The following is a 22,633-nucleotide window of genomic DNA, read 5'->3' as shown; positions in this document are numbered from 1 at the left end:
CCCCCCCGCCATGAATTTCCTCAAAGGTCACGTGCGCGTCAACGGCGTTGCCACCTTCGAGGGGCCGAACGGCGTCAAGCTGCCGCTCAAGACCGCGCCGGCGGCGTCCGACGGCCGTCCCGCGGTCTACGGCGTGCGGCCGGAGCATTTCACCATCGCCGACGATGGCGCCGAGGCCGAGATCATCGTCGTCGAGCCGACCGGCTCGGAGACGCAGGTGTTCGCCAAGGTCGGCGGCGAGCAGGTCGTCGCGGTGTTCCGCGAGCGTCACCAGTTCAACCCGGGCGACAAGGTGCGATTGAAGCCCGACCCGTCACTGGTGCACTTGTTCGACGACGCGACGGGAAAACGCCTCAACGCGTAGTGTAGTTTAACCAAGACAAGAAAAAGCATCACAGGGAGGACGACATGCAAGACTTTACCCGCCGGACGCTGCTTCAAGGCGGAACGGCACTGGCTGCGACCGGCATGCTGACCGGGCCGGCACTTTTCGAGTTCGCCAAGGCCTGGGCGCAGAGCGCGCCCTGGAAGGCCGAGCCCGGCGCCAAGCTGACCGTGATGCGGTGGAAGCGCTTCGTGCCGCAGGAGGACGATGCGTTCAACGCGATGGTTGCGGCGTTCAAGGCTGCCACCGGCACCGAGATGAACGTGTTCAGTGAGTCCTTCGAGGACGTGCAGCCGAAGGCTTCGGTTGCAGCCAACACCGGCTCCGGACTCGATCTCGCATGGGGCCTGCACACGCTGCCGCAGCTGTTTCCCACCAAAGTGCTGAAGATGAACGACGTCGCCGATTATCTCGGCAAGAAATATGGCGGCTGGACCGATGCGGCGGCCAAGACCTGCAAGCAAGGCAACGACTGGCTCGGCATTCCCGTCGCGACCAACGGCGGCTACATGACGTACCGCAAGTCGGCGCTCGACAAGGCCGGCTTCAAGGAATTCCCGAAGGATTTCCCCGGCTTCCTCGAGATGTGCAAGGCCCTGAAGAAGAACAACACGCCGGCGGGCTTCGCGCTCGGTCATGCCTCGGGTGACGGCAATTCGTGGCTGCACTGGGTGCTGTGGGGGCATGGCGCCTACACGGTCGACCAGAACGACAAGATCATCATCAACTCGCCGGAAACGGCGAAGGCGCTGGAATATTGCAAGGCGCTGTATGACAGCTTCATCCCGGGCACGGCGTCCTGGAACGACTCCTCCAACAACAAGGCGTTCCTCGCCGGCGAGCTCTATTGCACGGCGAACGGCATCTCGATCTACGTCGCCGCCAAGACCGATGCGAGCAAGAAGGAACTCGCCGAGGACACCTATCACGCGCTCTGGCCGGTCGGCCCGGTCGGCAAGCCGACCGAGCTGCAGCTTGCGCTGCCGATCCTCGCCTTCAACTTCACCAAATATCCGAATGCGGCGAAGGCCTTTATCGCCTTCATGCTGGAGAAGGAGAATTACGAGAAGTGGCTGGATGGCGCGCAAGGCTATCTGACGCAGACCTTGAACGCCTATGAGTCGGCGCCGATCTGGAAGGCGGATCCGAAGAACGCCGTGTTCGCGCAGGCTTCCAAGCGCACTCTGCCGGCCTCCGGTATCGGGACCGTCGGCGAGAAGGCGGCAACTGCGATCGCCGACTTCATCGTCGTCGACATGTTCGCCAATTACTGCACCGGCGCCAAGGATGCGAAGGGCGCGATGGCGGAAGCCGAGCGCCAGCTGAAGCGCATCTATCGCTGAGGATCACGGAGCGGGCGGCCATCCGGCCGCCCGCTCGTCAACATTTCGATCAGGGATATCGGGCATGGCTGATGTCGCAATTCCCCGGGCCAAGCCTCAGATGAGCGAGGACAGCGCCTGGACCCAGCTCAAACACAATCGCAACTGGCTCGGCTTCTGGTTCATGGTGCCGGCCATGGCGTTCCTGATCTTCTTCCTGGCCTATCCGCTGGGACTCGGCATCTGGCTGTCCTTCACGGACACCCGTATTGGCAGGGTCGGGCACTTCGTCGCCACCGAGAACTATGAGTGGCTGTGGGACGATTCCATCTTCTGGCTGTCGGTGTTCAACACGCTGCTCTACACCTTCGTCGCCAGCGCCCTCAAATTCGCGATCGGGCTCTATCTCGCGCTCTTGCTGAACGAGAATATGCCGTTCAAGGCGATGCTGCGCGCGATGGTCCTGATCCCCTTCATCGTGCCGACGGTGCTCTCGGCGCTGGCGTTCTGGTGGATCTTCGACTCGCAATTCTCCATCATCTCCTGGTCGCTGAAGCATCTCGGCCTGATCGACCAGAACATCAACTTCCTCGGCGACACGACCTGGGCCCGCATTTGCGTGATCTTCGCCAATATCTGGCGCGGCGTGCCGTTCGTGGCGATCACGCTGCTCGCAGGCCTGCAGACGGTGTCGCCGTCGCTCTATGAAGCCGCAACGCTCGACGGCGCCACGCGCTGGCAGAATTTCCGGTACATCACCTATCCGCTGCTGACGCCGATCATCGCCGTCGTGATGACCTTCTCGGTGCTGTTCACCTTCACCGACTTCCAGTTGATCTGGGCGATGACGCGCGGCGGCCCCGTCAACGCCACCCATCTGATGGCGACGCTGTCCTACCAGCGCGCGATCATCGCCGGGCAGCTCGGCGAGGGCGCGGCGATATCCAGCGCCATGATTCCGTTCCTGCTCGCTGCGATCATGGTCTCCTGGTTCGGCCTGCAGCGTCGCAAATGGCAACAGGGAGAGAACAATGACTGATCTTCCTGCCTCGAAAGTCGATCTCAAGTCCGTGATGTCGGCGCCCGCGCGCGTCGACAACAGCGAGGGCATGAGCTATCTGCAGTCGGTGCCGCGGCGGATCGTGACGCTGTACCTGCCGCTGACGATCATCGTCGTGGTCCTCCTGTTTCCGTTCTACTGGATGGCGCTGACCTCGGTTAAACCGGACGATCAGCTCCTCGACCTCGACAGGTACAACCCGTTCTGGACCTGGAATCCGACCTTCAAGCATTTCCACAAGCTGCTGTTCGAGAGCTACTATCCGCACTGGCTCTGGAACACGATGTACGTGGCGATCTGTGCCACGGTGCTCTCGATCATCGCATCGGTGCTCGCGGCCTATGCCATCGTGCGTCTGCGCTACAAAGGCGCCAATCTCGTCGGCGGGCTGATCTTCCTCGCCTATCTGGTGCCGCCGTCCATCCTGTTCATTCCGCTCGCCACCGTCGTGTTTCAGTATGGCCTGTTCGACTCGCCGCTGGCGCTGATCCTGACCTATCCGACCATCCTGATCCCGTTCTCGACCTGGCTGCTGATGGGCTATTTCAAGACCATCCCGTTCGAACTCGAGGAATGCGCGCTGATCGACGGGGCGAGCCGCTGGCAGATCCTGATCAAGATCGTGCTGCCGCTCGCGATTCCCGGCCTGATCTCGGCCTTCATCTTCTGCTTCACGCTGTGCTGGAACGAATTCATCTATGCGTTGACCTTCCTGCAGTCGACCAGCAACAAGACGGTGCCGGTGGCGATCGTCAACGAGTTCGTGGACGGCGACATCTATCGCTGGGGCTCGCTGATGGCCGGAGCCCTGGCCGGCTCGCTGCCGCTCGTGATCCTTTACGCCTTCTTCGTGGAGCATTATGTGTCGGCGATGACCGGCGCCGTGAAGGAATGATCGCGGGGCTTGCCGAGGACGCATCGGAGCGGTGCGCTTCGGCCAACAACTAAGGAGTAGGCTCTTGCACATTCTGGTTCTGGGCGCCGCCGGCATGGTCGGCCGCAAACTCTGCGAACGGCTGCTGCGCGACGGCCGGCTCGGCAAGAGCGACATCACCAGTCTCACCATGCATGACGTGGTCGAGCCGAGGAAGCCGGAGAAGGCCGGTTTCCCGGTCGAGACGGTGTCGGGCGATTTCGCGGTGCCGGGCGCGGCCGAAAAGCTGGTCGCCGGGCGCCCGGACGTGATCTTCCATCTCGCCGCGATCGTCTCGGGCGAAGCCGAGCTCGATTTCGACAAGGGCTACCGTATCAATCTCGACGGCACGCGGATGCTGCTCGACGCAATCAGGCTTGCGGGCGGCGGCTACAAGCCGCGCGTGGTGTTCACGTCCTCGATCGCGGTGTTCGGCGCGCCGTTCCCCGATGCCATCGGCGACGAGTTCTTCCACACGCCGCTGCTCAGCTACGGCACGCAGAAGGCAATCGGCGAACTGCTGCTGGCCGACTATTCGCGCCGCGGCTTCCTCGACGGCATCGGCATCCGCCTGCCGACCATCTGCATCCGGCCCGGCCTGCCCAACAAGGCGGCATCGGGCTTCTTCTCCAACATCCTGCGCGAGCCGCTCGCCGGCAAGGAAGCGATCCTGCCGGTGTCCGAGGACGTCCGCCACTGGCACGCCACGCCGCGCTCGGCCGTCGGCTTCCTGTTGCACGCCGGCACCATGGATCTCGCCACCGTGGGCCCGCGCCGCAATCTGACCATGCCGGGCCTTTCGGCCACGGTCGGCGAGCAGATCGCCGCCCTGAAGCGGGTTGCCGGCGAGAAGGTCGCCGCCCGCATCAAGCGCGAGCCGGATCCCTTCATCGTCGGCATCGTCGGCGGCTGGCCGCGCAATTTCGACCCGAAGCGTGCGCGCGAGCTCGGCTTCACCACCGCCGAGAAGACTTTCGACGATATCATCCGCATTCACATCGAAGACGAGCTCGGCGGCAATTTCGTCGCCTGATCTCTGACTGAGCGGGCCCTGGTGATGGCGAGCGTTGCTTGCATCGGCGAATGCATGGTCGAGCTCAGGCAGGCGCAAGGCGGCGCGTCTGCCGGCCAGGGCGGCGGCCTCTACTCGCGCGGCTTCGGCGGTGATACCCTCAACACCGCCGTCTATCTGGCGCGGCTCGAGGTCAAGGTCGACTATCTCACCGCGCTCGGCGATGACGGTCTCAGCGATGAGATGATCGCGGCCTGGAATGCAGAGGGTGTCGGCACGCGGCGTGTCGTGCGGCTCGCGGGCAAGCTGCCCGGCCTCTACATGATCCAACTGGATGCGAAGGGCGAGCGCCAGTTCTTCCACTGGCGCGACAGCGCGGCGGCGCGGCAGCTGATGAGCCTGCCGGAGACGGACGAAATCCTCAACTCGCTGATGAGCTACGACGTCGTCTATCTCTCCGCCATCACGCTCTCGATCTACGACGCTTCGGGCCGCGATCGCCTGTTTGCGGCGATCAAGCGCGCGCGCCTGCTCGGCACCCGCTTCGTGTTCGACACCAATTTTCGCGCACGCGGCTGGCCGGATCGCGACGTTGCCCGCGAGGTCTTTGCCGCAGCCTTCGCCATCGCGGACATCGTGCTGACCTCGACCGAGGATCTGCTCGCGCTCTATCCCGGCGAGAGCCGCGACCAGCTGATGGCGCGTATTCCGAGCCCCGAGCTGGTGTTCCGGCTCGCCGAGCCCGTCAGCCTGCTGCGCTTTCCCGGTGCTACCCACGAGGTCCGCGCCGAGCCCATGACGAAACCGGTCGTCGACACCACGGCGGCCGGCGACAGCTTCGCCGCGGCCTATATCGCGGCGCGCCTCGCCGGTTCCGATCCGGTCGAGGCCGCCCAGGCCGGACATCGCCTTGCCAGCCTCGTGATCTGCTATCCCGGCGCCATCATTCCGGGCTATGCCATGCCGCCGAAGAAGCGGCACCGGCCGGCGGCCTCTCGCCAGGCGACCAAGTAAACGCGACCAAGTGAATAGAGACCTATGACCACGACTGCCCAACAGAACCACCTCGTCGCGCTGTTCAAGGCGGCGACCGTCATTCCCGTCCTCACCATCGAGCGGATCCAGGATGCCGTGCCGCTGGCGCGTGCGCTGGTCGCTGGCGGCGTGCGCACGCTGGAAGTGACCCTGCGTACCCCGGTTGCGATCGAGGCGGCGAGGGCGATGATGGCCGAAGTCCCCGAGGCGGTCGTCGGCATCGGCACGATCCTCAATCCGGCCGACTTCACCCGTGTCGAGAAGCTCGGCGTCGCGTTCGGTATCAGCCCGGGCCTGACCCCCGATCTGCTCAAGGCCGCAACCGACAGCTCCTTGCCGTTCGCGCCGGGCATCGCCACGGCCTCCGAGCTGATGATGGCGCTGTCCTACGGCTTCGACGTCGCAAAGTTCTTCCCGGCCGAGCAGGCCGGCGGCATCAAGGGCCTGCGCGCCCTCGGCGGCCCGTTCCCGAGCGTGCGGTTCTGCCCCACGGGCGGGGTCGGCGAGGCCAATGCCGCGAGCTGGCTCGCCGAGCCCAACGTGGTCGCGGTCGGCGGCTCCTGGCTGTGCCCGACGGCGGAGATCCGGGGCGGGAACTGGGCCGGCATAACTGCCATCTGCCAGCGCACCCTCGAGGCCCTGAAAGCCGCGTGAAGTCTTGCCATCCCTGGGCTAAGACTTAGCTCAGGAAGAGACCCCAGGGAGAAATGACCATGACTGCCAGCATCGTCGGATGGGCGCACACGCCGTTCGGCAAGTTCGATACCGAGACCGTGGAAAGCCTGGTCGTCCGCGTGGCCAATGAGGCGCTGGCCGATGCCGGCGTTTCGGCTGGCGATGTCGACGAGATCGTGCTTGGCCATTTCAACGCCGGCTTCTCGCCGCAGGATTTTACCGCCTCGCTGGTGCTCCAGGCCGATCCCAAGCTGCGCTTCAAGCCGGCGACCCGCGTCGAGAACGCCTGCGCCACCGGCTCCGCCGCCGTGCATCAGGGCCTGCGCGCGATTGCCGCAGGCGCCGCCAAGATCGTGCTCGTCGTCGGCGTCGAGCAGATGACACGCACGCCGGGCCCGGAGATCGGCAAGAACCTGCTCAAGGCGTCCTACCTGCCCGAGGACGGTGACACGGTCGGCGGCTTTGCCGGCGTGTTCGGCAAGATCGCCAGCTCCTATTTCCAGAAATACGGCGACCAGTCCGATGCGCTGGCGCTGATCGCGGCCAAGAACCACAAGAACGGCGTCGCCAACCCCTTCGCCCAGATGCGCAAGGACTTCGGCTTCGACTTCTGCCGCGCCGAGAGCGAGAAGAACCCTTACGTCGCCGGCCCCTTGAAGCGCACCGACTGCTCGCTGGTCTCCGATGGCGCCGCGGCGCTGGTGCTGGCCGATGCCGAGACCGCCAAGGGCATGAGCAAGTCGATCGGCTTCCGCGCCACCGCGCACGCCCAGGACTTCCTGCCGATGAGCAAGCGCGACATCCTCCAGTTCGAGGGCTGCACGGTCGCCTGGCAGCGCGCGCTGGAAAAGGCCGGTGTGACGCTGTCCGATCTCTCCTTCGTCGAGACCCATGACTGCTTCACGGTCGCCGAGCTGATCGAATACGAAGCGATGGGCCTGACGCCGAGGGGGCAGGGCGCCCGCGCCATCAAGGAAGGCTGGACGCTCAAGGACGGCAAGCTGCCGGTCAACCCGTCCGGCGGGCTGAAGGCCAAGGGCCATCCGATCGGTGCCACCGGCGTCTCCATGCATGTGATGACCGCGATGCAGCTTGCAGGGCAGGCGCCCGAGGGCATGCAGCTCAAGAACGCCAAGCTCGGCGGCATCTTCAACATGGGCGGCGCTGCCGTCGCCAACTACGTCTCCGTGCTGGAGCCGCTGAAGTAGGCCTTGTAGGGTGGGTTAGCCGCAGGCGTAACCCACCTCTTTTGTCTCCGCGGAGACACGGGTTGGTGGATTACGCCTGCGGCTAATCCACCCTACGACCCTTGCGCTAGATCATGGTGGGCCCGTCCGAGCCCGCCTTAATGCTTCTGATTGTGTTTGCGGGAAAAGCATTATGAGCACTGACTACGAAGACTCACTATCGATGGAAGCGCTGAACGACCGCATTGCGATCCTCGAGGACAATATCCGCCAGCTCATCGAGCAGGCCGCTGCCGCCTCGGGCGAGCAGAGTGAGTCGCGCATCGCCGACCGGATCAGCCAGCAGAACGAAGAGCTCGACCGGCTCCTGAAGATCCGGGAATCCCGCCAGAAGAAATAGCGGCCGATATCGCCGCGCGGCGCATGCCGCCATACGCCGCCCGCCCTTGCGCGAGCGGCGGCACTGCCGTTAGCTGGACCGCAATCGCGGGCCGCGCTTGAGCCCCGCGCAATCGGGAGCGAACGATGGGGCCGTTGAAGGGCATCAAGGTCATCGACATGACCACCGTGCTGATGGGGCCCTATGCGACCCAGATGCTCGGCGACTATGGTGCCGACGTCATCAAGGTGGAATCGCTGGACGGCGACGTCACCCGCCTGATCGGGCCGATGCGTCACGCCGGGATGGGCCCAGTGTTCCTGAACACCAACCGCAGCAAGCGCTCGATCTGTCTCGACCTGAAAAAGCCCTCGGGGCGCGAAGCCGTACTGCGGCTGCTCAAGGACGCCGACGTGCTCGTCTACAACGTTCGTCCGCAGGCCATGGCGCGGCTTCAGCTCGATTACGATGTCGTTTCCGCCATCAACCCGCGCCTCGTCTATGCCGGCGTGTTCGGTTTCGGTCAGGACGGGCCCTACGCCGGAAAACCGGCCTATGACGATCTGATCCAGGGCGCCACCGCGCTGCCGGCCTTGATGGCGCAGACCGGCGACGGCGTGCCGCGCTACGTGCCGAATGCGCTGGTCGATCGCATCGTCGGTCTCACCGCCGTCGGGGCGATCTGCGCCAGCCTCGTGCACCGCGACCGCACCGGGCGCGGCCAGCGCGTCGACATTCCCATGTTCGAGACCATGGCCGGTTTCGTCATGGGCGATCACATGGGCGGGCTCACCTTCGAGCCGCCGCTCGACAAGGGCGGCTATGCCCGCCACCTCTCGCGCGACCGCAGGCCGTACAAGACCTCGGACGGCTATCTCAGCGTCATCGTCTACAACGACAAGCAGTGGGAGAACTTCTTCAAGGCGACAGGGCGTGACGATCTGCGCGCCGATCCCAGGTTTGCGACCTTCGCCGGCCGCGCCGCCAACATCGATGTGGTCTACGCCGAACTCGCGCGTATCTTCGAGACGCGCACCACGGCGGAATGGATCGACCTGCTCACCAAGGCCGATGTGCCGGTCATGCCGATGCACGATCTCGCGTCGATCCTGCACGACGACCATCTGGAGGCGACGAATTTCTTCCCGGTCGTGACCCATCCGACGGAAGGGCCGATCCGCAGCATGAAGGTGACGGCGACCTGGTCGGAGACCGAGGCAGAGCCCGCGCGCCTGGCGCCGCGGCTCAACGAGCATGGCGCCGAGATCTTGCGCGAGATCGGCTACTCCTCCGACCAGATCGCAGCCATGGTCCGCGACGGCGTCACGCGATCGGCGCCGGAATAGGGGGAGACGATATGAAGACTCTCTCATCCGTCATTCCGGGGCGCGACGAAGTCGCGAGCCCGGAATCCATAACCACCATCGTGAGTATGGATTCCGGGCTCGCGCCTGACGGCGCGCCCCGGATTGACAGGGGGGAGAGAGCATGAGCTTCATCACCGGCGTCGGCCTCACGCCGTTCGGCAAGCACGAAGGCTCGTCCTCGCTCGACCTGATGAGCAAGGCCGCCCAAGCCGCGCTCGACGATGCCGGGCTGAGACGCTCGGACATCGACGGTATCCTCTGCGGCTACTCCACCGTCTCGCCGCACATCATGCTGGCCACCGTCTTCGCCGAGCATTTCGGCATTCGTCCGAGCTATGCCCACGCCGTGCAGGTGGGCGGCGCCACGGGACTCGCGATGACGATGCTCGCGCATCAGCTCGTCGACGCAGGCGTCGCTCGCCACGTGCTCGTGGTCGCCGGCGAGAACCGTCTCACCGGGCAGAGCCGCGATGCCTCGATCCAGGCGCTGGCGCAGGTCGGCCATCCCGACTACGAGGTGCCGCTCGGCCCGACCATTCCCGCCTATTACGGCCTCGTCGCTACGCGCTACATGCACGAATATGGCGTGACCGAACAGGACCTCGCCGAGTTCGCGGTGCTGATGCGCGCGCACGCCTGCACCCATCCCGGCGCGCAATTCCACGATCCCATCTCGGTCGCCGACGTCATGGCCTCCAAGCCGGTGGCGATGCCGCTCAAGCTGCTCGACTGCTGCCCCGTCTCCGACGGTGGCGCGGCGTTCGTCATCAGCCGCGAGCGGACAGGGGAAGCGGGTGTCCGCATTCGCGGCTGCGCCCAGGCGCACACCCATCAGCATGTCACGGCCGCGCCGGGCCTCAGCGAGCTCGGCGCCGAGATCTCGATCGCGCGCGCCAGGGAGGCGACGGGTCTTGCGATCTCCGACGTGCGCTATGCCGCCGTCTACGACAGCTTCACCATCACGCTCGCGATGCTGCTGGAAGATCTCGGGCTTGCCGGCCGCGGCGAGGCGGCCGCGCGGGTCCGCGCCGGTCATTTCAGCCGCGACGGCGCCATGCCGCTCAACACCCATGGCGGCCTGCTCAGCTACGGCCATTGCGGCGTCGGCGGCGCCATGGCGCATCTGGTCGAGGCGCATTTGCAGATGACGGGTCGGGCGGCCAATCGCCAGGTGCGCGATGCGTCCATTGCGCTGCTGCACGGCGATGGCGGCGTGCTGTCGTCTCACGTCAGCATGTTCCTGGAGCAGGTGCGATGAGCGAACGTCTGGCGGACTGGACCAAGGGCGAAGAGGCGATCACGTTCCAGACCTGTGGCGCTTGCGGCCACGTGCAGTATTTCCATCGCGCCTTCTGCGCGGCCTGCGGCGCACCCGATCCGCGCGAGCAGCGCGCCAGCGGCAAGGGCAGGGTCTACGCGACCTCGCTGGTCTGCCGCGCCGCCACGCCCGAGACGCGCGCCCACGTGCCCTACAACATCCTGCTCGTCGATTGCGCCGAGGGTTTTCGCATGATGGCGCACGGCGCGAACGATCTCGCCATCGGCGATTCGGTCGTCGCGAGCTTCAAAACGTTCGCGGGAAAGCTGGTGCCGTTCTTCACGAAGGGCACGTAGAGGGATTCGTCATTCGGGGGCGGTCCAAGGGACCGAGCCTGGAACGGGTATTCTGGGCCTGGCCTGTGCGAGGGCCACCCCGGAATGACGAAAGCACTGAAACGCTTAACTCAACGCCCGTAGAACAAGATGCTGGCGATGACGAGCATCGCCGTCACCGCCAGCATGTGCGCGAGCGCTCCCGAGGCCGCCCCCTTGGTGGCTTCCTTCATGCCGTTCTCTCCCTAGACTTGGGCGTGACTCATCGTTGCGCGGCTAGCGCACCCAATGGCCAATTGTTTTACTCGGAACACCCCACTTGCGAGTATTCACCGCGATTTGTCCCCACGCGGCGAATATCGACTGTCGCAGGGTCGATCAGCAATGCGGCGGCAATTTGACTCGATGATGTTGCTCCTGCGTCCGCGCGCGAATAAAGTCTTTGGGAGCTTATCCCCACGACGACAAAAAACATCAAAAGCTCAGGGAAAACTTCAGGAAAATCATGGCCCGCATTGACTACAGCGACCCGTCCAAGGCATCCGACCGCACCCGCGAAATACTGGACAAGAACCGTCATGCCAACATCTTCCGCATGATGGCGCACTCGCCGAGCTATTTCGAGCAGTACTGCCGCTTGGGGGGCGCCATCAGGCACAAGGGTGAACTCGATCCCATCGTCCGCGAGCTCGCGATCACCCGCACCGGAATCTTGTGCGAGGCGCCGTACGAGATCGTGGCGCACAAGCGGATCGGCAAGAATGTCGGCGTCACCGACGCGCAGAACGAGGCGCTGGAGAACTGGCAGGCCGCGACCTGCTTCAACGAGGTGCAGCGCGCCGCGCTCGCCTTCACCGACGAGATCGTGAAGCTGAAGAAGCCGACAGACGCGACCTTCAAGGCGATCGCATCAAAGCTGACGCCGGCCGCGCTGGTCGAATTGCAGCTCTCGGTCGGCTTCTACATCATGACCTCCAAATTCCTGGAGACCTTCGAGATCGATCTCCAGCCCGTCACCGAAGTGGTGGGCTAGATCGACGCAAGCGGCGGGGAATGCCGATGACGATCGATGAATATGCGGCCTGGGCCGCGAGCATTGCGAAAGTCGACGAGCGTCCGTCCAACGAGCGGCTGTCCTATCTCGGCCTCGGCCTTGCCGGCGAAGCCGGCGAGGTCGCCGATCACATCAAGAAGCTCTTGCGCGATGATTGGCTCGACAAGGCGGGTCTCGTTGATGAACTCGGCGACGTCATCTACTACTGGGCCTGCCTCTGCGCCGCGACCGGCCAGAAGCCGTCCGAACTGCTCGAAGCGAGCGCAAAGAAGATCAAGCGGCGGCTGAGTGAAGCCGCGAGCCGCTGAGCAAGAGGCGGATGCGGGAGCATGACGACCTCATCTGGATGAACGTCAAGCGCTCACGTCGACGTCAGAATATCCACCTTCGCGTTGGCGACGATCAGGCGGTCGGCCAGCAGCCGGGCGAGGTTGCGCATGATGCTTTCGCTGGCGCGCGGGTGCTGCTTGCGAAAGCGTTCGAAATCCTTTAGCGGCACCTCGAATGCGGTTGCCGCCATGTCGGCGAACACGTCGGCAGAACGCGTTGCCTCCAGCAGTGCCATCTCGCCGAACGCCATGCCCGCGGTGAGCGTCGCCAGCCGTACGCCGTCGGGCAAGGTGACGTGCACCGCGCCGCTACGCAGGAAATACAGGGCATCCGCAGGATCGCCGGTCGTCAGAATCTTCGCGCCGGACTGATAGGTTCTGATGGTGCAGAGCGAGGCCAGATCGGTCAGCTCCTCCTCGCTCAGCCCTGCCAGCAGCGGCTGCTCGGCGAGCTCGGTGGTCTCGTGAAAATCGATCGAGCCGCCGTAGCGATACACGATCTGGTCTTCGGCCCATTCGATCGCGGTGTCGAGCAGGTAGAAGTCGCGGACGTTCTTGAGCTCGGCGGTCCATTCGCGCAACGTGTTCCATTCCTTGGAGGCACGCCTGACGCCTGACAGCACGACCGTCACGTTCAGCGCCGCAAGCTCCTCGAACGCTTCGGCAACCAGCCGTGCGCCGGCGCGCGTGGTCGAGGTCACGCGGTGGAGATCGAAGATCACGAATTGCGGCCGCGGTCGCCCGGCAAGCCGCCGCGAGACGTAATCGACCGCCGACAGCGACAGCGTGCCGACCAGCTCGATGATTCGCACCTCCTGCTCATGTGCCGCCAGAATCTCGCGCTCCTGCGGGCGGCGCACGCGGCGCGAGGGGCTCCTGCCGATGTCGTAGTCCGCGATGACGGCGTTGCGCGCATCGTCGCTGCGGTTGAGCATGTGCAGATCGTAATGCGAGGACAGCGCCTCGCAGACCTTGATGCCGCGCACGCTGTTGCCGTGCTTGTCGAGGCGCGGCGAATAGCTGCCGAGGCCGAGACGCGCGGGGAGGGCGGCCAGAATGCCGCCGCCGACGCCGCTCTTGGCGGGAATGCCGATCCGGTAGATCCACTCGCCGGCATAGTCATACATGCCCGAGGACGTCATCACCGAGAGCGTGCGCGAGATCGCGTAAGCGCTCAGCACCTGCTCGCCCGTGACGGGGTTGATGCCGCGATTGGCGAGCGTCGCCGCCATCACCGCGATGTCGCGCGCGGTGACCAGCACGGCGCATTGCCGGAAATAGACGTCGAGGACGCCGGCGACGTCGTCCGAGATGACCGCGTTGGTCTTCAGCAGATAGCCGATGGCACGGTTGCGGTCGCCGGTCTGGCTTTCGGAAGCGTAGACGGTCTCGTCGACCGCGAGGTCGCGTCCGGCAAAGCGGCCGAGCGCGGCGCGGATCTGCTCGAAGGCCGCCACGCCCTTGCTGCCGTAGATCAGCCCGGTGCAGGCGATCGCGCCGGCATTGACCATCGGGTTGAACGGATGGTTCTCGGAATTGAGCCGGATCGAGTTGAAGGGATCGCCCGAGGGCTCGACGCCGATCGCGCTCTCGACCCTGCCGGCGCCGAGCAGGTCCAGCGCGAGCGCGAACACGAAGGGCTTGGACATCGACTGGATGGTGAAGGGCACCCGGCTGTCGCCGACCTCATAGACATGGCCGTCCAGCGTCGCCAGGCTGATGCCGAAATAGGCAGGGTCGGCCTTGCTCAGCTCCGGAATGTAGTCCGCGACATGGCCCGAGGCCTCGGCGGAGAATTCGCTGAGGCAATTGTCCAGAAACCGCAGCAAAGGCGGTTTCGATCGGGTCCAGGCCGAGGCGGCGGGCAGGTGCGGCTTCATCGCCGCACTTGTGCAACGCAATTAAGGCACGCGCAACCCGTCCGGCATCACAGGCTGGCGTCGGACCAGGACAAGCGCGATCAGGATCGTCGGCAGCAGGATCCCAAGGCCGAGCAACGTCACCTGCATCTGCGACAGCGGCATGATTCCGCCGCCGGGGGTCGCCACCACGAAGCCGCCGATCACCAGCAGCACGCGGATCGGCCATTCCAGCGCCCCGGCGCCGCGCAGATTGCCGACGAATGGTTGATACCCCTGGATGCCGCCGCAGATGAACAATGTGCCGAAGGCGGCGAGGCCCATCAGGCCGAGGCCGGCGAGATAGGGGCTCGGCCCCTGCAGCACCAGCGCCGGATTGAGCACGAAGAAGAACGGCAGGAAATAGATGATGCTGCCGACCCACATCGATTCCCAGCCGGTCTTCATCGCCGGCGAGCCGGCGATGCCCGCGGCCGCGAACGAGGCGATCGCGACCGGTGGCGTGATCGACGACAGCATGCCCCAGTAGAAGATGAACATGTGCACCGCCATGCGGTTGAGCCCGAGCTTCTCCAGCGCGGGCGCGACCAGGATGGCGAGGAAGATGTAGCAGGCCGTCGTCGTCAGCCCGAGCCCGAGAATGAGGCTGGTGAGCGCACACATGCCGAGCAGCAGGAAGGGACTGTCGCCGGCAATATGCAAGAGGTCGTTGGCAAGGCTCGAGACGACGCCCGTCATCGAGAATGCGCCGATCAGGAGACCGCAGCCGGCTAGGATGCCGACGAGCTCGACGAAGGTGCGCCCGTTCACTTCCAGGAATCGGCTGATCGTCGCCAGCGTCCAGCGCGTGTCCTTGGAGAAGAACTGGTTGAGAACCAGCAATAGCGCGGTCGCATAGAACGGCGCGTGGCTCTCGCGCTTGAAGTAGAGCAGCATCACGATCAGAAGCGCGATGACGAAGACGTAGTACCAGCCGTCCTTGATCGTATCCATGATCCGCGGCAGCTCGGCACGCGGAATCCCCTTAAGCCCGTGGCGGGCGGCATAGGCATCGACCTGCATGAACAGGCCGATATAGTAGAGCACGGCCGGAATGATCGCAGCGAGTGCGACGTCGGCGTAGCTGACGTTGAGGAATTGCGCGATCACGAAAGCGGTGGCGCCCATCACCGGCGGCGCCAGCACCGCGCCGGTCGAGGCGCAGGCCTCGATCGCCCCCGCATAGGAGGCGCGGAAGCCGCTCTTCTTCATGACAGGGATGGTCATGGTGCCGGCGGTGAGCACGTTGGAGATGATCGATCCGGACATCATGCCGAGCAGGCCGCTGGCAAAGATGCAGACTTTTGCAGCGCCGCCGCGGAAGGTGCCGCACAGCGCGAAGGCGAGGTTGATGAAGAATTTTCCGGCCCCGGTCATCATCAGCGCGGTGCCGAACACGAGGAAGCCGATCACGGTGTCGGCGAAAGCCTGAATGGGAATGCCGAGCAGGCTCTCGCCGGAGAGCACGTGATAGGCCGTCGCCTGCTCCAGCGTCGATTGCGTGCCGCGGAACGGCCCGAGCCAGCCGGCTTCGGCGAACAGGGGATAGACGGTGAAGGGCAGGACGCTGAGCAGCAGGCTCCAGCCACCGGTGCGGCGCAGCGCCTCCATAAGCATCGCCCACATCACGAGGCCGGCGGCGATCACGCTGTTCGGTGCGCCGCCGAATTCCCAGCCGGCCTCCGCCGCCTTGCGCACGTTCGACATCAGCAGCAGCGCCGCGGCGAAGGTCGCGACGAAGAGCAGCAGGTCATACCAGGGAATGCGGTCGAGCGGCGCGCGCGCAGTACCCGGAAAGATCAGGAAGGTGAACGGCAGCATCAACGCGATCAGGAGGTAGAAATACTCCGTGTTGAGCTGCGTGTAGCCGATGAAGAAGCGCAGCGAGAATTGCTGGTTGATGCACAGCAGGATCGTCGCCGCGGTCGCTGCGACCAGAGTCCAGCGCCAGGCGCCGCGCAGGGTGCGAACGCGCGTCACCTCGGCTTCCTGCATGTTGCCGGCGGCGCCATGCGGATCGTCGAACACGACCCGCCTGGCTTCGTCTTGCGGGGCGGTGGAGGTGGAAGAAGACATCATCGATCCCGCGCGTGGGCTATTGAACGCTGGCTGGTGCAATGGGCGCTGGTATCACCACCTTCTATTCTTCGAACCCGTTGGGCATGCCGGCCTTGGCAAGCGCCGCGGCGCGCGCCTTCATCCAGCCGTCGAGGAAAGCCTTGTCGTCGGACGGCGGACTGGATTTGCCGTAATCGGCCCACGCGGCTGCCAGTACCTCCTGGCGCTTGATCAGCTTGTTGTTGTGCGCCTCCTGCGCATCGCTCCATTGGCCGGCTTCCTTCAGCGCCTTCACGGCGCCGGGATGCACAGGCACCACCCAGTTCTTGGTCTGGCGGTCGGCGGCTAGCCCGCCGGCGCCGGGGGCGGAGTCCTTGTAGGCGTCGTAGTTCACGATCATGGCTTTGGTCACCGCATAGACCTGGTCGGCCGGTTGCGAGGCATAGGCGACGAAGATCGGATAGGGATAGTTGCCGAGCTCGACCGGCTTCTCCGGCGAGATGCCGGCGCCGCAGGTCGCAAGCTGCGGGAAGAAGAACGAGCCGACCTTCTGCATTCGCGCCCAGCCCTCCTTGTCCTTGGCGGGCAGCGGCGGCCAGATCAGCCCGCGCGGCGAGGTCTCGGCTTCCTTGGCGGGGCCGGTGATGGTGGTGCCGAAGGCGGCATCGACGTCGTTGTTGATCAGGCCCTTCCACATCGCGCCGTAGCTGGCGAACTCGACGGCCTTGACGTCCTTTTGCGTCAGCCCGGCGAAGGCCAGCACCGCGAGCGAGTTCTGGTTCAGCGCCGGCGAGCCGACCACGAAGCCGACACGCTTGCCCTTGAGGTCTTTCAGCTCCTTCACGCCGGTGTCGGCGGCGACGCCGAGCGAGCCGCAATTGCAGTCGACGGTCGAGAGCAGGATCTGGAGCGGCTGCGGGCCCCACTCCTTCGCTCCGAACTCGAACACACCTTCCTGCGCGAAATAGGTGCCGGATCCCATCGCTGCGGACGCCGCGCGCTTGGCGCGCAGTGGCGCGAGGCGGGCGACGTCGTTGCCCGCGGGGAGCACGCGCACGTCGGTGCCGTACTTGTCCTTCATCATCTTGCCGACGCCGACCGCGATGTTGAAGCCGGCGGTGCCGGTGTCGTAGGCGGTGAACGTCAATGTCGCCGGCAGCTTGATGTCTTCGGCGAACGAATAGCGTGTAGACGCAAAAGAAATGCCCGCCACCAAGGCAGGCGCGAGCACGAGCAGCCCACGAAGCATGTTTCCCTCCAATGATCCTCGCTTTGCCGCGAAGATTTTCTTTCTTTGTTTGAAACAACGTTTTGCTTGCAACAGATCATGTCACCGCCATCAGGCGATGGCAACGCGGTACCGTGCATGCGGGAATGAGACTGACAGATTGTCGCGGAATGACGGAGAGGGTCAGTTCGCGACAATCGCGATCGCTTGTCCTTCGGCAACGACGTCGTCGAGCTTGACGAGCAGCGATGTGATGGTGCCGCTCGCGGGCGAGGACACCGGGATCTCCATCTTCATCGCTTCGACGACCACAATTTCATCGCCATCGGCGACGGTTCCTCCAACTTGCACGGGAGTTGCGCAGATGCGTCCCGCGACCTCCGTGATGATCTTAATTTCTGGCATGCCATCCCTTTTTGTTGTCGTCGCAAAATGCCTGAGGTAGCGTCGTCTGCAAGTGGAATTTAATTCCGCAGAGCGGAACAGGCGGTAGGAAACATGGGACGACGATCGGAGCGGTTGAGTAGGCAAGGCATGCTCGCTGGCGATGCCGGTGAGGGTGATGTCATCCAGGTGGTCTCGCGCGCGTTCGACGTGTTGCGATGCTTCGAGGGCCACGATAGCAGGCTCGGCAATCTCGAGATTTCGAACCGCTGCGGGCTGCCGCGCTCGACCGTGTCGCGGCTCACGCACACGCTGACCCGCATGGGCCAGCTCGTCTATCTGCCGCGCGATCAGAAATATCGCATCGGCCCGAGCGCGGTGGCGATGAGCGCCTCGATGATGAAGGGCGCGCAGCTGCGCAGCATGATCCGGCAACGGCTCCAGGAAGTTGCCGAGCAACTGCCGGGCACCGTCGGCTTCGTCGTTCCCGATCGCTTCCATCTCGTCTATCTCCAGTTCGCGCGCTCGGCGACCGCGCTCGGCCTGCACGAGGGCACCGGCAGCCGCATCTCGATGGCTTCGACCGCCGCGGGCGCGGCCTACACCGCGGCCCTGGCGCCCGAGGTCGGCGATGCCTTCGTCGCCGACATGGAACGGGAAGCGCCCGAGGCCGCCAAGATCCTGAGGCCTCGCATCGAGGCCAACCGGCAATCGCTGCATGAGCGCGGCTACGTCACGGCCTGCGGCTTGTGGAGTCCGCACATCAACGGCCTCGCGGTGCCGATCTGGTCGCCGCAATACCAGACCTTCGTGGTCATCACGATCGGCCTTCTGTCCGCGATGTATGACGAGCAGCGTCTGCATGACGAAGTCGCCCCGCTGATGCTCGAGCTTGGCCGCTCGCTCGGCAGCCTGATGGAAGGCGCGGAAGGCGACGCCTTCAACAACCGCATCTCGCGCAGGCCGGTCGCCATGGCCGTGCACAACAATAACAAGCCGATCAATTCGGAGGGAGTGAATGAACTGGAAGCCGGAACTCGACGAGCTCGCCCGGCGCGAAGCCTTCGCGCGGGAGATGGGCGGCGTTGACAAGGTCAAGCGACAGCATGACCAGGGCCGGCTGACTGTTCGGGAGCGTATCGACAAGCTGATCGACAAAGGCAGCTTTCACGAGATCGGTGCCGTCTCCGGCATCGGCGAGTACGATTCCAGCGGCGAGCTGCAGAAATTGACGCCGGCGAACTGCGTGTTCGGCCGTGCGCGTGTCGACGGCCGCACCGTGGTCGTGGTCGGCGACGATTTCACGGTGCGCGGCGGCTCGGCCGATGCGTCGATCTCCGCAAAGCCGCTGATGGCGGAGGAGATGGCGCACGACTTTCGCCTGCCCATCATCCGCATCATCGAGGGCTCCGGCGGCGGCGGCTCGGTCAAGACCATCGAGACCAAGGGCGCGGCGAATTTGCCGGGCGGCATCGGCGGCACGCGTTGGTATCGTTTCACGACGGAAAATTTGTCGCGCGTGCCGGTGGTCGCACTCGGTCTCGGCTCGGTAGCGGGCCTGGGTGCCGCGCGTCTTGCCGCCAGCCACTATTCCATCATGACCCGTAAGTCCGCGATGTTCGTCGCTGGCCCGCCGGTGGTGAAGGCGCTGGGGCAGGACCTCACGAAGGAGGAGCTCGGCGGCGCCGACATCCAGACCCGCGCCGGCGCGATCGATCATGCGGTCGACACCGAGGAGGAGGCATTCGCCTGCGCGCGGCGTTTCCTCTCTTATCTGCCGTCATCGGTCTACGAGCTGCCGCCGACCTTGCCCTGCAGCGACGATCCCGAACGCAGCGACGAGGCGCTGATGAATGCGGTGCCGCGCAACCGCAAGCAGGTCTACAAGATGCGGCCCATCATCGAGTCCGTCGTCGACAAGGACTCGTTCTTCGAGGTCTCCAGGAATTTCGGCAAGCCTGTTATCGTCGGCCTCGCGCGGCTCGAGGGCAGGGCGGTGTTGCTGCTGGCCAGCGACAGCTTCCACTATGGCGGCTCCTGGACGGCCGATGCCTGCCAGAAGGTGGTGCGCTGGGTCGACTTCGCGGAAACCTTCCATCTGCCGATCGTCTATCTCATGGACTGCCCCGGCTTCATGATCGGCCTCGATGCCGAGAAGGCGGCCACCATCCGCCACGGCGTCCGCGTCATGGCCGCGGTCAACCAGACCACCGTGCCCTGGTGCACCGTGATCCTGCGCAACGCCTTCGGCGTCGCCGGCGTGGTGCATCAGCCGGCCGACCGTTTCTCGATCCGCTACGCTTGGCCGTCGGCCTATTGGGGCTCGCTGCCGCTCGAAGGCGGCATCGAAGCCGCCTACCGCGCCGACATCGACGCGGCCGAGGACAAGGCGGGCAAGCTGAAGGAGATCGAGGAGCGCCTCAACAAGCTGCGCTCGCCGTTCCGCTCGGCCGAGAAGTTCTGGGTCGAGGAGATCATCGATCCCAGGAAGACGCGGTCGCTGCTATGCGAGTTCGCCCGGCTGGCGGAGCCCTTGCGCAAGCCGGGGCCGCCGGAGAACATGACGATCAGGCCGTAGCATCCTTGTGCCAGCCGTGAAGCTCGTGCCCCGGACGCAGCGCAGCGCTTCCGCGGCGATGCGACGCATCGTCCGGCAGCGGTGCGCTGCAGAGCCGGGGCCCATCCAACAGCGAACTCGGACTCGCCTGGGTCCCGGCTCAGCGCCGCAACGCCTGAGGCGTTGCAGCGCGTCCGGGACAGGAGAGAAGGTTGGCGTGGATGCAATCCAAAATCCTTCCATGGTCAATCGATAACGAGCTAAGCTCGCTAAACAAGAACAACAGGAAGCGCCAATCGTGTACGACTTCATCATCGTGGGCGGCGGCTCGGCGGGGTCCGTGCTGGCCCACCGGCTCTCCGCCAGAAGCGCCAACAAGGTCCTGCTGTGCGAGGCCGGGCAGGACACCCCACCGGGCAACGAGCCGGCCGAGATCAGGGACAGCTATCCGGGCACGGCCTATTTCGATCCCCGCTTTCACTGGACCGAGCTCAAGGTCACGACGCAGGTCGTCAGCCATAACAATCCGAACGAATCGCGTCCCCCGTTGCGCAAATACGAACAGGCGCGTGTGCTTGGCGGCGGCTCGTCGATCAACGGCCAGATGGCCAATCGCGGCGCGCCGACCGACTACGACGAATGGGAGGCGCGCGGCGCCGAGGGGTGGAACTGGAATGACGTGCTGCCCTTCTTCAAGAAGGTCGAACGCGACCTGGACTTCGACGGGCCGTACCACGGCAAGGACGGCCGGATTCCGGTCCGTCGCATCCCCCGGGAGCATTGGACGCGGCATTCAGAGGCGTTCGCGCAAGCCTTCCAGCAGGCCGGTCACAAATTCCTGCCGGACCAGAACGGCGAGTTCGTCGACGGCTTTTTCCCGGTGACGCATTCAAACCAGGCCGAGCAGCGCGTCTCGGCCGCAATGGGCTATCTTGATCGCGACACCCGCAAGCGTACCAACCTCACCATCTCCACCAACACGCAAGTGCAGGAGCTGCTGTTCGAAGGCACGCGCTGCGTCGGCGTGAAAGCTGTCGTCGATGGACGCGAGCAGGAATTCCGCGGCCGGGAGATCATCCTCTCCAGCGGTGCGATCCATTCGCCGGCGCATCTCTTGCGTGCCGGCATCGGGCCGGTCGGCCACCTAAAGGATATGGGCATTCCCGTGTTGATGGGACTGCCGGGCGTCGGGCAGCGCCTGATGGATCATCCCTCGATCTCGCTGTCGTCCTTCGTCCGCCGCGGCGCGCGCATGAACGAGCACACCAGGCGCCACATGCAGCTGGGCCTGCGCTACTCGTCGGGGCTGCCTGATGTGCCGAAGGGCGACATGTTCGTCGTCCTGCTCTCGAAGTCGGCCTGGCATGCGGTCGGCGAGCAGATCGGCTCGCTTCTGACCTTCGTCAACAAGACCTATTCGGAGACCGGCCAGGTCAAGCTCGCCTCGCGTGATCCGTCCGCCGAGCCGATCGTCGAGTTCAATCTGTTGTCCGACCGGCGCGATCTCGATCGCCTGATGAGCGGCTTCCGCAACATGGCCGCGGTGCAGATGAGCGAGGTGGTCAAGGCGGTGACGGACAAGCCGTTCCCGGCCGCCTACACCGACAAGGTCCGCAAGATCGGCGTGGTCAACACCAGGAACAGGATCCTCACCAAGATCGCCGCGACCCTGATGGACGGGCCGGCGGCGCTGCGTCACTACATGATCGACAATTTCGTGGTCGAAGGTTTCACCTTCGACCAGGTGATGACCGACGACGACGCGCTGGAAGCCTTCGTCCGCAAGGCGACCATCGGCGTCTGGCACGCCTCCTGCTCATGCCGCATGGGCCGGGCCGACGATCCGATGGCGGTGGTCGACAATCAGGGCCGGGTCAATGGCATTCAGGGCCTACGCGTCGTCGACGCCTCGATTTTCCCGGTGGTGCCCTGCGCCAACACCAACTTCCCGGTCCTGATGTCGGCGGAGAAGATCGCTGCCGCGATGATGCAGTGAGCGGCAGCGGGTTCTGCCTTCGCAAGGCTCAAAACGCGAATCCGACTTGATTGCATGCCGCAAGCTTGACCCGCTGGGCGGGCATTCGTGCGCTGCGAGTTAATCGTCTCAGCCGCTACGCGTAGTCTATTTGACGATTGCAGGTCGTGGGCGCGATGCAGCCATTTTCAGCCGCTCTTTAGGCCCATTTCAGCCAAACTG

At 64.9% G+C, this 22,633-nt stretch carries 21 protein-coding genes; 17 read left to right on the top strand and 4 right to left on the bottom strand.

Features of this window, described 5'->3' with window-relative positions; all coding sequences use genetic code 11:
* The 14 genes from IC50_RS15760 to IC50_RS15695 all read left to right on the top strand — a co-directional run.
* Positions 1-364, top strand: a 364-nt coding sequence (locus IC50_RS15760) for a TOBE domain-containing protein (protein WP_157460977.1), incomplete at its 5' end; no start/stop codon positions are given.
* Between the two features lie 44 nt (positions 365-408).
* Positions 409-1,728: an ABC transporter substrate-binding protein gene (locus tag IC50_RS15755; protein ID WP_035706230.1), complete on the top strand. Its 1,320-nt coding sequence runs from the start codon at positions 409-411 to the stop codon at positions 1,726-1,728.
* A 100-nt stretch (positions 1,729-1,828) separates the two neighbouring features.
* Entirely contained in the window at positions 1,829-2,746 is a 918-nt protein-coding gene (locus IC50_RS15750; RefSeq protein ID WP_081492449.1) for a carbohydrate ABC transporter permease, read from the top strand.
* The gene (locus tag IC50_RS15745) at positions 2,739-3,662 is read left to right on the top strand and encodes a carbohydrate ABC transporter permease (RefSeq protein ID WP_035706227.1); all 924 of its coding nucleotides are present in this window, start codon (positions 2,739-2,741) and stop codon (positions 3,660-3,662) included. Before IC50_RS15750 ends, IC50_RS15745 begins: the two co-directional genes overlap by 8 nt.
* A 64-nt stretch (positions 3,663-3,726) precedes the next feature.
* Positions 3,727-4,713 carry a D-erythronate dehydrogenase gene (denD, locus tag IC50_RS15740; RefSeq protein WP_035706224.1) on the top strand — a complete coding sequence of 329 codons (987 nt, stop codon included), beginning with the start codon at positions 3,727-3,729 and terminating at the stop codon, positions 4,711-4,713.
* A 24-nt stretch (positions 4,714-4,737) separates the two neighbouring features.
* Complete coding sequence (locus tag IC50_RS15735; RefSeq protein WP_035706221.1) at positions 4,738-5,706, top strand: sugar kinase; 969 nt, start codon at positions 4,738-4,740, stop codon at positions 5,704-5,706.
* Positions 5,707-5,730: 24 nt separating this feature from the next.
* Positions 5,731-6,381, top strand: a complete 651-nt coding sequence (gene eda / locus IC50_RS15730; protein ID WP_035706217.1) for a bifunctional 4-hydroxy-2-oxoglutarate aldolase/2-dehydro-3-deoxy-phosphogluconate aldolase — start codon at positions 5,731-5,733, stop codon at positions 6,379-6,381.
* Between the two features lie 59 nt (positions 6,382-6,440).
* Positions 6,441-7,610: an acetyl-CoA acetyltransferase gene (locus tag IC50_RS15725; protein WP_035706215.1), complete on the top strand. Its 1,170-nt coding sequence runs from the start codon at positions 6,441-6,443 to the stop codon at positions 7,608-7,610.
* A gap of 172 nt (positions 7,611-7,782) precedes the next feature.
* The gene (locus tag IC50_RS15720; RefSeq protein ID WP_035706212.1) at positions 7,783-7,989 is read left to right on the top strand and encodes a hypothetical protein; all 207 of its coding nucleotides are present in this window, start codon (positions 7,783-7,785) and stop codon (positions 7,987-7,989) included.
* Positions 7,990-8,114: 125 nt separating this feature from the next.
* Positions 8,115-9,314 carry a CaiB/BaiF CoA transferase family protein gene (locus IC50_RS15715; RefSeq protein ID WP_035706209.1) on the top strand — a complete coding sequence of 400 codons (1,200 nt, stop codon included), beginning with the start codon at positions 8,115-8,117 and terminating at the stop codon, positions 9,312-9,314.
* A 142-nt stretch (positions 9,315-9,456) separates the two neighbouring features.
* A complete protein-coding gene (locus IC50_RS15710) occupies positions 9,457-10,593 on the top strand; it encodes a thiolase family protein (protein ID WP_035706206.1) in 1,137 nt (378 codons plus the stop codon).
* Entirely contained in the window at positions 10,590-10,949 is a 360-nt protein-coding gene (locus IC50_RS15705) for a Zn-ribbon domain-containing OB-fold protein (protein ID WP_035706203.1), read from the top strand. The genes IC50_RS15710 and IC50_RS15705 overlap by 4 nt, the downstream gene beginning before the upstream one ends.
* Before the next feature lie 484 nt (positions 10,950-11,433).
* Positions 11,434-11,961 (top strand): carboxymuconolactone decarboxylase family protein, encoded by a 528-nt coding sequence (locus tag IC50_RS15700; RefSeq protein ID WP_035706199.1) that lies wholly within the window; start codon positions 11,434-11,436, stop codon positions 11,959-11,961.
* A 26-nt stretch (positions 11,962-11,987) separates the two neighbouring features.
* Positions 11,988-12,290 carry a nucleoside triphosphate pyrophosphohydrolase family protein gene (locus tag IC50_RS15695; RefSeq protein WP_035706239.1) on the top strand — a complete coding sequence of 101 codons (303 nt, stop codon included), beginning with the start codon at positions 11,988-11,990 and terminating at the stop codon, positions 12,288-12,290.
* 53 nt (positions 12,291-12,343) lie between these two features.
* Here IC50_RS15695 and glsA read toward each other — a convergent pair whose 3' ends face one another.
* The 4 genes from glsA to IC50_RS15675 form a co-directional block, all read right to left on the bottom strand.
* A complete protein-coding gene (gene glsA / locus IC50_RS15690) occupies positions 12,344-14,191 on the bottom strand; it encodes a glutaminase A (protein ID WP_035706196.1) in 1,848 nt (615 codons plus the stop codon).
* A gap of 21 nt (positions 14,192-14,212) precedes the next feature.
* Positions 14,213-16,288 (bottom strand): TRAP transporter permease, encoded by a 2,076-nt coding sequence (locus tag IC50_RS15685; RefSeq protein ID WP_035706194.1) that lies wholly within the window; start codon positions 16,286-16,288, stop codon positions 14,213-14,215.
* A 61-nt stretch (positions 16,289-16,349) separates the two neighbouring features.
* On the bottom strand, positions 16,350-17,516 hold the full coding sequence (locus tag IC50_RS15680; protein ID WP_035706191.1) for a TAXI family TRAP transporter solute-binding subunit: 1,167 nt from the start codon (positions 17,514-17,516) through the stop codon (positions 16,350-16,352).
* A 162-nt stretch (positions 17,517-17,678) separates the two neighbouring features.
* Positions 17,679-17,900: an acetyl-CoA carboxylase biotin carboxyl carrier protein subunit gene (locus tag IC50_RS15675; RefSeq protein WP_035706189.1), complete on the bottom strand. Its 222-nt coding sequence runs from the start codon at positions 17,898-17,900 to the stop codon at positions 17,679-17,681.
* 93 nt (positions 17,901-17,993) lie between these two features.
* On the opposite strand from IC50_RS15675, the gene IC50_RS15670 reads away from it, so the two are divergent.
* The 3 genes from IC50_RS15670 to IC50_RS15660 all read left to right on the top strand — a co-directional run bounded on the left by IC50_RS15670 (position 17,994) and on the right by IC50_RS15660 (position 22,432).
* Entirely contained in the window at positions 17,994-18,968 is a 975-nt protein-coding gene (locus IC50_RS15670) for an IclR family transcriptional regulator (RefSeq protein ID WP_035706186.1), read from the top strand.
* Positions 18,898-20,457 (top strand): acyl-CoA carboxylase subunit beta, encoded by a 1,560-nt coding sequence (locus IC50_RS15665; protein WP_035706183.1) that lies wholly within the window; start codon positions 18,898-18,900, stop codon positions 20,455-20,457. Before IC50_RS15670 ends, IC50_RS15665 begins: the two co-directional genes overlap by 71 nt.
* A gap of 277 nt (positions 20,458-20,734) precedes the next feature.
* Positions 20,735-22,432 carry a GMC family oxidoreductase gene (locus IC50_RS15660; RefSeq protein ID WP_035706180.1) on the top strand — a complete coding sequence of 566 codons (1,698 nt, stop codon included), beginning with the start codon at positions 20,735-20,737 and terminating at the stop codon, positions 22,430-22,432.
* The last annotated feature ends 201 nt before the right edge of the window (positions 22,433-22,633 follow it).

Source organism: Bradyrhizobium genomosp. I (2014) (genome assembly GCF_000261685.1).
Classification (GTDB): Bacteria; Pseudomonadota; Alphaproteobacteria; order Rhizobiales; family Xanthobacteraceae; genus Bradyrhizobium.
Note: the sequence above shows the minus strand (reverse complement) of the source record. Positions and strands in the feature narration are given on the sequence as shown.

What these genes read in the sequence shown, in the direction of transcription:
- IC50_RS15680 (WP_035706191.1), bottom strand. Translation starts at nt 17,516, where the DNA reads ATGCTTCGTGGGCTGCTCGTGCTCGCGCCTGCCTTGGTGGCGGGCATT.
- glsA (WP_035706196.1), bottom strand. Translation starts at nt 14,191, where the DNA reads ATGAAGCCGCACCTGCCCGCCGCCTCGGCCTGGACCCGATCGAAACCG.
- IC50_RS15735 (WP_035706221.1), top strand. Translation starts at nt 4,738, where the DNA reads ATGGCGAGCGTTGCTTGCATCGGCGAATGCATGGTCGAGCTCAGGCAG.
- IC50_RS15725 (WP_035706215.1), top strand. Translation starts at nt 6,441, where the DNA reads ATGACTGCCAGCATCGTCGGATGGGCGCACACGCCGTTCGGCAAGTTC.
- IC50_RS15665 (WP_035706183.1), top strand. Translation starts at nt 18,898, where the DNA reads ATGAACTGGAAGCCGGAACTCGACGAGCTCGCCCGGCGCGAAGCCTTC.
- IC50_RS15745 (WP_035706227.1), top strand. Translation starts at nt 2,739, where the DNA reads ATGACTGATCTTCCTGCCTCGAAAGTCGATCTCAAGTCCGTGATGTCG.
- IC50_RS15720 (WP_035706212.1), top strand. Translation starts at nt 7,783, where the DNA reads ATGAGCACTGACTACGAAGACTCACTATCGATGGAAGCGCTGAACGAC.
- IC50_RS15670 (WP_035706186.1), top strand. Translation starts at nt 17,994, where the DNA reads ATGGGACGACGATCGGAGCGGTTGAGTAGGCAAGGCATGCTCGCTGGC.
- IC50_RS15685 (WP_035706194.1), bottom strand. Translation starts at nt 16,288, where the DNA reads ATGATGTCTTCTTCCACCTCCACCGCCCCGCAAGACGAAGCCAGGCGG.
- IC50_RS15750 (WP_081492449.1), top strand. Translation starts at nt 1,829, where the DNA reads ATGAGCGAGGACAGCGCCTGGACCCAGCTCAAACACAATCGCAACTGG.
- IC50_RS15695 (WP_035706239.1), top strand. Translation starts at nt 11,988, where the DNA reads ATGACGATCGATGAATATGCGGCCTGGGCCGCGAGCATTGCGAAAGTC.
- IC50_RS15755 (WP_035706230.1), top strand. Translation starts at nt 409, where the DNA reads ATGCAAGACTTTACCCGCCGGACGCTGCTTCAAGGCGGAACGGCACTG.
- eda (WP_035706217.1), top strand. Translation starts at nt 5,731, where the DNA reads ATGACCACGACTGCCCAACAGAACCACCTCGTCGCGCTGTTCAAGGCG.
- IC50_RS15705 (WP_035706203.1), top strand. Translation starts at nt 10,590, where the DNA reads ATGAGCGAACGTCTGGCGGACTGGACCAAGGGCGAAGAGGCGATCACG.
- IC50_RS15675 (WP_035706189.1), bottom strand. Translation starts at nt 17,900, where the DNA reads ATGCCAGAAATTAAGATCATCACGGAGGTCGCGGGACGCATCTGCGCA.
- IC50_RS15700 (WP_035706199.1), top strand. Translation starts at nt 11,434, where the DNA reads ATGGCCCGCATTGACTACAGCGACCCGTCCAAGGCATCCGACCGCACC.
- IC50_RS15715 (WP_035706209.1), top strand. Translation starts at nt 8,115, where the DNA reads ATGGGGCCGTTGAAGGGCATCAAGGTCATCGACATGACCACCGTGCTG.
- IC50_RS15710 (WP_035706206.1), top strand. Translation starts at nt 9,457, where the DNA reads ATGAGCTTCATCACCGGCGTCGGCCTCACGCCGTTCGGCAAGCACGAA.